The sequence below is a fragment of the Isoptericola sp. NPDC060257 genome (genome assembly GCF_042726645.1).
Classification (GTDB): domain Bacteria; phylum Actinomycetota; class Actinomycetes; order Actinomycetales; family Cellulomonadaceae; genus Isoptericola; species Isoptericola nanjingensis.
The window spans coordinates 1-9,116 of sequence record NZ_JBHXAW010000183.1 but is presented as its reverse complement, the minus strand read 5'-3'; the positions used below and the strand labels follow the sequence as shown (position 1 = coordinate 9,116).

Below are 9,116 nucleotides of genomic sequence, written 5' to 3'. Positions count from 1 at the left end.
CAGCTGACTCTTAATCAGCGGGTTCGGGGTTCGAGTCCCTGATGGCGCACCAGCACGAGGTCCCCGTACCGCGGGGACCTCGTCGCGTGAGGACCTCCTGGTGCGAGCCTGCGGGCGTCCTCTGGCCACGCGCCATTAGCTCAATTGGCAGAGCAGCTGACTCTTAATCAGCGGGTTCGGGGTTCGAGTCCCTGATGGCGCACCAGCAAGCCCCGTCCGGCAGTGCCGGGCGGGGCTTCGTCGTCCCCGGAGCGGGTGGCGTCCAGTGGTCGTCCAGAGTTCTCCCGGTCGCCCCCGGCACGCACCGGGGAGTTCACCGGCCGCCACCACGCTGTCGTCCCGGGTGAGCCCGGGCTGCCTGGCGGGAGCGCCCTTCCCTCATCGACGACAGGAAGGACGGCACGCTGATGCGGCCGAACCCCCCAGGACGCCTGCGGGCGTCCACCCTCGCCGCCGGTCTGGTGGCCGGGGCGCTGGCGCTCCCCGGCGCCGGCGCCGCGCCCGCCACTGCGGCTCCCGAGATCCCCGACCCGGCCGCGACGGCGGTGGGCGACCGGTTCCCCGGGTTCCCCGGCTGGCCGGACGACGCGCCCGCCGAGCGTGGGAAGAAGCCAGGCAAGCCCGGGAAGCCCGGCACCGCGCCCACGCTGGCACCGGAGGACGGCGCCCACCTCGAGGGCACGGTGCGGTTCGCGGCCGACCCGACCACCGCGGGCGACCCGGTCGGCCGGATCACGGTGGACGGCGCGGACCTGCCCGGCCTCGCGGCGACGGCGGGCGCGTCCGCCCTGACGTTCGACGTCGGGAGCAACTCCGCCGACGTCGCGTTCGCCAACTACCTCGTCGTCAACGGCCACCGCGTCGACCAGGACCGCACCTGGGTGTCGGAGCGCGTCTCCGTGCCCGTGCCGAACGAGTGGCTCGTCCAGGGCACCAACACGGTCGAGATCCACGCCGGCGGCAAGGACTCCTCGTGCGGCGTGAACTTCGACGACTTCGTGGTCTCGGAGCTCCAGCTCGAGCTGCTCGGCGAGACCGCCGGCGACGCCGGGAACTCCTTCGGGTACTCGATGGGCGACGGCTCCTGCGGCAGCAACACCTCCTACGTCAAGGAGGCGACGGTCTCGTTCGAGGTCGGGTCCGTGCCCGGCGCGACCACGGGGCTCGCCGCGGACGTCGACACGACGGCGCTCGCCGACGGCGCGCACGAGGTGGTCGCGACCACCCGCTCGGGGGCCACCGCCACGCACACCCTGCGCGTGAACAACTCCCCGGTCGGGGCCCCCGCCCTCTTCCCGGAGGACGGCACGCTCACCCGCGGGGTGCAGACCGTCACGGCGTCCGCACCCGCCGACGGCGACGGCGGCACCGCCGCGCTGACGGTCGACGGCGAGCCCGCCGCCGGCCCGACGACCCTCGGCGAGGGGGTGTCGGTGTTCTCGTTCGACGTCGGCACGAACTCGATCGAGACGCGCTACCAGAACCACCTGCTCGTCAACGGCACCCGGCTCGACCTGCGCGGCGACGGCGGCCGCGACCTCGTCTCCGAGCGGGTCCAGGTGGGCGTGCCGAACCGCCTGCTGCACCCGGGCGAGAACACGATCGCGCTGGTGGCGGGCGACGTCTCCGCGTCGTGCGGGGCGAACCTCGACGACTTCACGGCGTCGGGCCTGGCGCTGGGCCTCGCGGACGGCACGGTCACCCCGCCGGCCGACCTGCAGGCCTCCTACGCCTTGGGCGACGGGAGCTGCGGCTCGTCCAGCACCGCGCTGCCCGAGGTCGAGCTGGTGTGGACGATCGACGCGCCCGGCGTGACCGCGTTCCCCGCCCTGGGGCACGGCGAGGCCACGGTCTCGTTCGTCGTCGGGTCCAACTCGCTCGACGGCTCCGCGACCAACGCGCTGCGGATCAACGGCATCGAGCGCCGCATCGACCAGACCATCGTCGGTGGCCGCGGGGAGATCACGTTCCCGAACGAGGGGCTCCTGCCCGGCTGGAACGAGATCGACGTGGTCACGGGCGCGTTCGCGAACGACTGCAACCTCGACGACTTCACCGTCTCCGACGTCGTCCTGACCCCGGCGGGCGGCGCGGCGCAGCAGCAGGACGCGGCGCCGTCGTACGCTCTCGGCGACGGCACGTGCGGCTCGAACCTCAACTCCTTCCGCCAGGTCGACCTGCACTTCCTCGTCGACGCCCCGGCGCGCGGCCTGCGCGCGGACGTGGACACCTCGGACCTGAAGGACGGCGAGCACGAGCTCGCCGCGGTCTCCACGACGGGCGAGACCGCCACCCGGGTCCTGGAGACGGACAACTCGGCGCCCCGCGTCGCGTCCTCGGTCCCGGCCGAGGGCGCGCGGGTCACGTCGTCCGTGCCCCTCGCGGTGGAGCTGAACGACGCGCACGGCGTCGTCGGCGACGCGCAGGTGACGCTCGACGGCGAGGCCGTCGCGCTCGGCGACCCGGTCGGCCCGGGCCTGTCCGCGGGCGAGCACACCCTCGAGGTGGCGACCGCGGACTCGCTCGGCAACACGGCGACGCGCGAGATCACCTTCACGAGCGCCGGCGTGCCCGACGTCCCGACCGACCTCGCCCCCGCCCGTGGCACGACCGACGTCGACTCGCCGGTGACGCTGTCGGCCCGTGTCGCAGGCCCGGACGACGGCACCGTCACCGCGACGTTCGCGCAGGCGGACGTGCTGCTGCCGGGCGAGGTCCGGCAGGGGACGGCCGACGTCGTCCCGACGGAGCTGAACCCACGCGGGGCGAAGAAGGCCCCCGCGAAGGGCCTGGCCGCGGGCGACGGGAAGACCCTCGCCTCCCCGAAGGCCGACGCCGTCGCCTACCAGCGTTTCGACGTCCGGGTGATGTCCCGCGAGGAGCACCCGGTGGTGCGCTGGAGCGGCACGGCCGACCCGGCGCGCGAGGTGTCGCTGCTGGTGTGGGACACGACGGCGAAGGTGTGGGACACCCTCGCGGCGTCGCGCGGTACCGCCGACGGCGACACCGTCCTCGTGGCGCCGGCGGGTCCGGAGCACCGCGACCGCGGCGTCGTCCACCTCATGGTGACGGCCACCGACCCGTTCGCCGACGACCTCGACGCCGGCCCCGAGGGCTTCGCCGACCCGGCGGACTACGACTTCTCCGTCGCGCACATGACGGACACCCAGTACCTGTCCGAGGGCGCGGTCGAGCAGGAGACCGCCGAGGAGCGGGCGATCTGGGAGTCCGCGTACGCGGGCGTGACCGAGTGGATCGCCGCGAACGCCGAGGAGCGCAAGATCGCGTTCGTCTCGCACACCGGTGACCTCATCGAGAACAACATCCGGGAACCGCAGGACGACGCCATGCGGGACCAGGTGACGGGCGAGTTCGAGGTCTCCTCCCGCCAGCAGGCGAAGATCGACGGCATCCCCAACTCCGCCGTCGCGGGCAACCACGACAACTGGTCGGGGGCGGACGGCGGTGCCGACACCTACAACCGGTACTTCGGCCCCGACCGGTACAAGGCCGCGGCCGAGTCCTGGGAGGACGCCGAGTACGGCTCGTGGCGCGAGGGCGACAACTCCAACCACTACGTCCTGTTCTCCGCGGGCGGGCTGGACTTCGTCGCCGTCGGCATGGGGTACGGCGTCACCCGCGAGGAGGCCGAGTGGGCCGACGGGATCTTCGAGCGCTACCCCGACCGCAACGGCATCCTCATGACCCACGCGTATCTCGCGGCCAGCACGCAGAAGGACGGGCGCAACGCAGGCTTCGCCACCCCCGACGGCTCGCCGCTGTACAAGTACGTGGTCGAGCCGAACGACAACGTGTTCCTCGTGCTCGCCGGGCACGTGCACGGCGTCACGACCAACGTGAAGCCAGTCGGGGAGATCGCGGACGGCGTCGTGGAGCTCCTCGCGGACTACCAGGCGTTCACGGTGCCCGCGCAGCGGGTGGGCCTCGGCACGATCGGGGGCTACGACCCGTCCGAGCGGCTGCGTTTCGGTGCCTCGTACTTCCGGCTCCTGCAGTTCGACGTCGACCGGGCCGAGATGAGCGTCGACACCTATTCGCCGTTCCTCGACGACTTCGGGGCCGACGAGTGGGACCCGGACGCCCGGTACGACTCGACCGCCGACAACATGGTGCTCCCGGTGGACCTCACCACCCGCACCACGTCGCTGGTCACCGACTCGCTGGCGGTCTACGCGCCCATGCGGGTGATCGGCACGAAGGCCGTGGCCTCCGGCGCGGTCGCGTCCGTGCGGTGGGACGGCCTCAAGCGGGACACGCAGTACGCGTGGGTCGTCACGGCCACCACGCGCGGCGGCGGCGTCACCGCCGCCGAGCCGGCCCTCTTCACCACGCGGGGCGGCACGCGGTGACCTTCCCCACCCCGGCCAGGACGGCGTCGCGTCGCGGCGCCGTCCTGGCGGCACCCCGGCTCGTCGTGACCGCGCTCGTCGCCGCCGGGATCGCCGTTGCCGGCACGGTCGGCGCGGCCGGCCCGGCCGCCGCCCACGACGCCACGACCGACGCGTACGCGCGGGTCACGGCGGGCGACGGCGCGGACGTCCGCGTCGAGCTCGACCTGGAGTACGACCTGCTCATGAAGTCCGCGTGGCTCACGGCCGAGGCCTACGACGCGCGCGGCCAGGCCGCGCAGGAGGCCCAGCTCGCCGAGCACGCCGACGAGGTCGCCGCCTACGTCACCGAGCGGTTCCAGGTGGGGGCGGGCGACGACCTCTGCACCCCGGCGCTCGCGGCGGACCCCACGGTCGGCGACCGGGGCGGGAAGGCCTACGCCACGGTCGTGCTCGACTACGCGTGCCCCGCCGGGGACGCCGGACGCCCCGGGACGCACACGCTGTTCAGCGCCCTCTTCCCGGACGCCGAGTCGTTCGTGCACACCACCGAGACGATGGTGACCTACGACCTCGACGGCGAGGAGGGCTCGGCGGTGCTCACGCCGGCCCACCCCACCGTCACGACGGGCGGGCAGGGCACGTGGCAGCGGCTGGGGGAGTTCTTCGTGCTCGGCGCGGAGCACCTGTTGCTCGGCCCCGACCACCTGCTCTTCCTGCTGGCCCTGATCGTCGGTTCCCGCCGCCTGCGCGACGTCGTCCTGGTGGCGACGGCGTTCACCGTGGCGCACTCCGTGACGTTCCTCCTCGCGGCGACCGGCGCCGTGAGCGCGCCCGGGGCGGTGGTCGAGCCGGTCATCGCGCTCTCGATCGCCGCCGTGGCCGCCGGGCACCTCTGGGCCGTGCGGCCGGGCGCACCGCCGCGGCTCGACGCGCCGGGCGTCGTCGCGACCGAGCCACGTCAGCAGGTCTGGCGGCGCTGGCACGACCTGTCGAGGTCCGACGTCGTCCGGATCGCCGTCGTGTTCGCCTTCGGCCTCGTGCACGGGCTGGGCTTCGCGGGCGCGCTGGGCCTGGACGAGCCCTGGTCGTGGGGGCTGCTCGGGTCGCTGCTCGTCTTCAACGTGGGCATCGAGGCGGTGCAGCTCGGCATCATCGCCGTGCTCTACCCGCTGCTCGTGCTGCTGCGCCGGCGGGCACCGCGGGCGGGCCGGTGGGTCACGGCGGTGGTCGCCGCCGCCGTCGCGGTCGTGGGGCTCTTCTGGCTCGTGCAGCGCGTGCTCGGTCTCGGGTGAGGGGCCAGGATGGGGCGATGATCTCCACCGAGCTCGCGGCCCGGCTGCGCGACGCGGGGCTGGTGTGGCGCCCCGCCGACGGCGACCGGTTCCGCATCGACGCCGCCGACCTGTCCGCCGAGGTGTTCACCGTCAGCACCATGACGATCGAGGCGCACGACTACCCGACCGGCACCATCCTCGGGTTCAACGGCACCACCGAGTGGGCGCTCGACTCGGTGGCCATCGAGGACGCGCTGTGGCTGCCGCGCGAGGACCAGCTGCGCGAGCTGCTGCGCTCCACCTTCCGGGGGCTGACCCGCACCACCCCGGGCGCGGGGGAGCGGGGCGGGGCCGAGCGCTACGACGTCGAGGTCGAGCTGCTCGGCGAGGTGCGGACCTTCACGGGGGCCGACCCCGCCGAGGCCTACGGTGCCGCGCTGCTCGCGCTCGTGGAGCTCAGCGCCTGAGCGCCGGCGCCTGATCCTCGGTGCCCCGTGCCCCGCTTACCCTGGGGGCGTGCCTGATCCCGTGACGTCCGAGCCCGTCGACCCGCGCTACCGCCGCCAGCCCGTGAGCTTCGTGCGGCGCAGCGCGCGCCTCACGACCGCGCAGGGCAAGGCGTGGGACACCCGCCGCGACCGGTACCTCGTCGACGTGCCGCGCGGCGCCGCCGTGACGTCCGTCGACCCGTCCTGGACGTTCGACCCGGCGCGGGTCTTCGGCCGCACCGCCCCGCTGGTCGTGGAGATCGGGTCCGGGCAGGGCGAGGCGATCGTCGCGGCGGCCGCCGCGCACCCCGAGCGCGACCACCTCGCCGTCGAGGTGTACACGCCGGGCCTGGCGCAGACGATCGTGCGCGCCGGGCACGCGGGTGCCGACCCCGGACGGGACGGCGGCGCGCCCGGCAACGAGCTCGACAACCTCCGGCTGGTCCAGGCGGACGCCGCGGAGCTGCTGGCCACGGCGCTGCCTGAGGCGTCGGTCGAGGAGCTGTGGGTCTTCTTCCCCGACCCGTGGCACAAGTCCCGGCACCAGAAGCGGCGGCTCGTCACGCCGGCGTTCGCCGAGGTCGTCGCCCGCGTGCTGCGGCCCGGCGGGGTGTGGCGGCTCGCCACCGACTGGTCGCACTACGCCGACCAGATGCTCGAGGTGCTCGAGGCCTCCGACGCCTTCCGGAACGCCCACGGGCCGGGGGAGCGGGCGCCGCGGTTCGAGGGGCGCGTGCTCACGAGCTTCGAGAAGAAGGGCTCCGCCGCGGGCCGGGGCGCGACCGACCTGGAGTACGTGCGCCGCTGAGCCCGGCTCCCGTACCGACGCGCCGCCGACCTCGTCGCCCGACCTGGGACGCGCCCGGGAAGTGACTTGCGCCACACGGCTCGGCTCTAGCAAGGTGTGCCACGCGAAACGTTCTCGAACGGGGCAGCGTGGCCCCGTCGGACGCCTGAGCCATCGGAGGCATCATGAGCGACCTGTCCACCGCGGGGCCGCCACCGGGAGAGACCGAGTACCAACGGGTGCAGCGGTCGGACGAGTTCCAGGGGCTGCGGCGCGCCTTCCGGAACTTCGTGTTCCCGATGACGGCGCTGTTCCTCGTCTGGTACTTCGTCTACGTCCTGCTCGCCAACTACGCCCACGACTTCATGAGCATCAGGCTGGGCGACAGCAACATCACGGTGGGGCTGCTGTTCGGGCTCGGGCAGTTCGTCTCCACGTTCGTCATCACCATGCTCTACGCCCGCTGGGCGAACAAGAAGTTCGACGCGCGGGCCGACGCGCTGCGCCGTGAGATCGAGGAGGGCGAGCTGTGAGCGGCATCGTGACCCAGTCCCTCGCGGGGACCCCCGTCGTCTCCGCCGCCGAGGCCACGGACATCGGCAACCCCTGGGTGAACATCGGCATCTTCGGGGCGTTCGTCCTGGTCACCCTGGTGATCGTGTTCCGTGCCTCCCGGCAGAACAAGTCCGCCGCCGACTTCTACGCCGGCGGCCGCAACTTCACCGGCCCGCAGAACGGCACCGCCATCGCGGGCGACTACCTGTCGGCCGCGTCGTTCCTCGGCATCTGCGGCGCCATCGCGCTCAACGGCTACGACGGCTTCCTCTACTCGATCGGCTTCCTCGTCGCGTGGCTCGTGGCCCTCCTGCTGGTGGCGGAGCTGCTGCGCAACACCGGCAAGTTCACGATGGCCGACGTGCTGTCCTTCCGGCTGCGCCAGCGTCCGGTGCGGATGGCGGCCGCCCTCGCGACCCTGCTCGTGGTCTTCTTCTACCTGCTCGCCCAGATGGCCGGCGCCGGCGGCCTCGTCGCGCTGCTGCTGGGCGTCGACAGCCGCGCCGGGCAGAGCCTCGTCATCGCCGTGGTCGGCGCGCTGATGATCCTCTACGTGCTGGTCGGCGGGATGAAGGGCACCACCTGGGTGCAGATCATCAAGGCCGTGCTGCTCATCGCGGGCGCCGCCATCATGACCGTCTGGGTGCTGGCCAAGTTCGGCTTCAACCTGTCCGACCTGCTCGGGGGCGCCGTGGAGGCGGCCGGTCCGGGCGGCCAGGCGCTCCTCGAGCCGGGCAAGCAGTACGGCGCGGACGGCACCTCCAAGCTGAGCTTCCTGTCGCTCGCGCTCGCCCTGGTGCTCGGCACCGCGGGCCTGCCCCACGTGCTCATGCGCTTCTACACGGTGCCGACGGCCAAGGAGGCGCGGCGCTCGGTGGTCTGGGCGATCTGGCTGATCGGCATCTTCTACCTGTTCACGCTGGTGCTCGGCTACGGCGCGGGCGCGCTGGTGGGGCCGGAGGCGATCAACAACGCCCCCGGGGGAGTGAACTCGGCGGCACCGCTGCTGGCCTTCGCCCTGGGCGGCGAGATCCTGCTCGGGCTCATCTCCGCGGTCGCCTTCGCGACGATCCTGGCCGTGGTGGCCGGGCTGACGATCACCGCGGCGGCGAGCTTCTCCCACGACATCTACGCGAACGTCATCAAGAAGGGGGAGGTCAAGCCCGACTCCGAGGTGCGGATCGCCCGGTGGACCGTGGTCGTGATCGGCATCATCGCCATCGTGGGCGGCATCTTCGCCCAGAACCAGAACGTCGCGTTCCTCGTGGCGCTCGCGTTCGCGGTGGCGGCGTCGGCCAACCTGCCGACGATCGTGTTCTCGCTGTTCTGGAAGCGGTTCAACACCTCGGGCGCGCTGTGGAGCATCTACGGCGGCCTGATCTCCTGCATCGTGCTGATCGTCCTGTCGCCCACGGTGTCCGGGAACGAGAAGGCGATGTTCCCGTCGGCGGACTTCGACGTCTTCCCGCTGACGAACCCGGGCCTCGTGTCCATCCCGCTGGGCTTCCTGCTCGGGATCGTCGGCACCTTCCTGTCGAAGGAGAAGCCGCACCCGGAGAAGTTCGCCGAGATGGAGGTCCGCTCGCTCACCGGCGCCGGCGCCGAGAAGGCCGTCGCCAAGCACTGACGACGCCGACCTGGTGCCCGACGGGCCCCGCCG

The 9,116-nt window shown here is 73.0% G+C and carries 6 protein-coding genes and 1 tRNA gene; all 7 read left to right on the top strand.

What is annotated here, in order from left to right; genetic code table 11:
• Positions 1 to 129 precede the first annotated feature (129 nt).
• Positions 130 to 205: transfer RNA gene (locus tag ACFWEK_RS14725), tRNA-Lys, on the top strand.
• Positions 206 to 407: 202 nt separating this feature from the next.
• Positions 408 to 4,370 carry a metallophosphoesterase gene (locus tag ACFWEK_RS14720; RefSeq protein WP_430554521.1) on the top strand — a complete coding sequence of 1,321 codons (3,963 nt, stop codon included), beginning with the start codon at positions 408 to 410 and terminating at the stop codon, positions 4,368 to 4,370.
• Positions 4,367 to 5,644 carry a HupE/UreJ family protein gene (locus tag ACFWEK_RS14715; protein WP_430554520.1) on the top strand — a complete coding sequence of 426 codons (1,278 nt, stop codon included), beginning with the start codon at positions 4,367 to 4,369 and terminating at the stop codon, positions 5,642 to 5,644. Before ACFWEK_RS14720 ends, ACFWEK_RS14715 begins: the two co-directional genes overlap by 4 nt.
• A gap of 17 nt (positions 5,645 to 5,661) precedes the next feature.
• Positions 5,662 to 6,093: a pilus assembly protein CpaE gene (locus ACFWEK_RS14710; RefSeq protein WP_430546916.1), complete on the top strand. Its 432-nt coding sequence runs from the start codon at positions 5,662 to 5,664 to the stop codon at positions 6,091 to 6,093.
• A gap of 49 nt (positions 6,094 to 6,142) precedes the next feature.
• The gene (trmB, locus tag ACFWEK_RS14705) at positions 6,143 to 6,922 is read left to right on the top strand and encodes a tRNA (guanosine(46)-N7)-methyltransferase TrmB (RefSeq protein ID WP_430546917.1); all 780 of its coding nucleotides are present in this window, start codon (positions 6,143 to 6,145) and stop codon (positions 6,920 to 6,922) included.
• 164 nt (positions 6,923 to 7,086) lie between these two features.
• Positions 7,087 to 7,434: a DUF485 domain-containing protein gene (locus ACFWEK_RS14700; RefSeq protein WP_429762414.1), complete on the top strand. Its 348-nt coding sequence runs from the start codon at positions 7,087 to 7,089 to the stop codon at positions 7,432 to 7,434.
• A 5-nt stretch (positions 7,435 to 7,439) separates the two neighbouring features.
• Positions 7,440 to 9,083, top strand: coding sequence for a cation acetate symporter (locus tag ACFWEK_RS14695; RefSeq protein WP_430554522.1), 1,644 nt, complete (start codon positions 7,440 to 7,442; stop codon positions 9,081 to 9,083).
• The last annotated feature ends 33 nt before the right edge of the window (positions 9,084 to 9,116 follow it).